1 protein-coding gene is annotated in these 1549 nt (G+C 53.7%); it reads right to left on the reverse strand.

The window, feature by feature from the left end:
* Nucleotides 1-281: 281 nt before the first annotated feature.
* Nucleotides 282-764 carry a hypothetical protein gene (locus HV796_RS42215; RefSeq protein WP_175233540.1) on the reverse strand — a complete coding sequence of 161 codons (483 nt, stop codon included), beginning with the start codon at nt 762-764 and terminating at the stop codon, nt 282-284.
* Between the last annotated feature and the right edge of the window lie 785 nt (nt 765-1549).

Here is a 1549-nt window from a genome sequence, read left to right on the forward strand (position 1 = left end):
AGCTCGACCATGCGAGCCCGGAATTCCGCAGGGTATGGGGTACGATGCTTGCCCATTTCCGGCACCTCCTTCTCAAAAGAATAGGTGTCCGTTTTTCTGGGTCAATCTCAAATGGGCGACTTTCCTGGCGTCACCCTTCTCACTGGCCGATCGTTCTTTCGCTGCAAATCCGGCCCAAGCCAACGCGAGTCTGAGCCAGCATAGATCGGCATGTCCCCTGCACCGTTACACATGATCTCGATCCTCCCAGACAGCCAGAGCCCTTTTGATCGGCCGCATACTCAATGTTTGCGGCGCATCGCACTTGCGACGTTAAACGGCCAGAGCCATACGTGATAGATCCGCAGGGTTACGCGACTCCGCCAGTCCAGTCCGGTCAACGCGTCAACTGAGACCACGTCGACGAGTAAGCACACGACATATCCGCCGGCAAGGTAAGCACCGAATGCAAGGATGACTGCCGTGGAAATCGAGGGTTCAGCACGCATCACTAAATAGCCGACTATGCATAGAAGCGCGATTGACACAACAGCATTGACCGCGTGCACCTTTAGAGCATCTCGCATCGTCATGTTGAGGCAGATCTGTTTGCCGCGATATTTCTCAGACTCCCGAACAATGTGCTCAATTTGAGCTGCATCCGGCATCTCGTTGCGTCGCCCACAAAGATAAGGCGAGATCCATCGCACTACCTTCATGGCATAAAACGCGGCAAAGGCGAACCAGCCGACATTGACGATGATGATATGAATCATTGACTCCATCACGGCCCTCCCTCACTCTGCCGCATATTGCCTCCCGAAGATATACAACATATTTCTTCAGACTTGCAGCCCCCCCTTCTAACGAACTGTCGCCAGGCGACATTGAAGAAACGCGCCATGTCCTTGGCCTCCAGCTTTTTAAACTGGTCCGCCGCGGCCTTACGGCTGATGTTTATCATTGCCCGCGATCTCACGCAACGCCTCTGCCCGCTCCTCGGTTGATTCGGTTGATTTTGGCGATTAAGATTGATTTCCTATGGATTCCAGAATGAACGATAGAGAGCCGCTGAAGTTGCGACGTCAGCCTTCGGGTTAGTCTGTGGTAACGCGCACGCTTCCGATGCCCGATCGGGGCGCGCCCGGCGATAAATTTGGCGATACAACAGCCAACGCACATTTGCTGACGATTGAGCGGTTGAACCGCGGCATGGAACTCCGTTGGACACGGAAGCAATTCGACTGTGCTCGCGACGGCTATCCTTCCTGCCCTTCTACACCGCTTCTTACAGATAGTCCGTTGGAAAGCACACTGGCGTCGTTGCGTACAATGTGCGCGCGGATTCAATATTGTCTCGATTTAACTATTCACCGACCACGCCTCACAGGCGGAATCTAACCCCAATCCGCTTGTAAAACCGTTTTCATTCTACGCCTCACAAGCGATGCGATTCTTGCTAGTCTTACTGTGTCAGTGCGACGTGAAGTCGCGTAGAGGATTGTTTCACCTGGCTGCGGCCAGGAAGGAAACCGATTGTTCCGTCAATCGTAACCTACCGGTGCATGCT

The sequence above is a fragment of the Paraburkholderia humisilvae genome, assembly GCF_902859855.1.
Taxonomy (GTDB): Bacteria; Pseudomonadota; Gammaproteobacteria; order Burkholderiales; family Burkholderiaceae; genus Paraburkholderia; species Paraburkholderia humisilvae.

What these genes read in the sequence shown, in the direction of transcription:
- HV796_RS42215 (WP_175233540.1), bottom strand. Translation starts at nt 764, where the DNA reads ATGGAGTCAATGATTCATATCATCATCGTCAATGTCGGCTGGTTCGCC.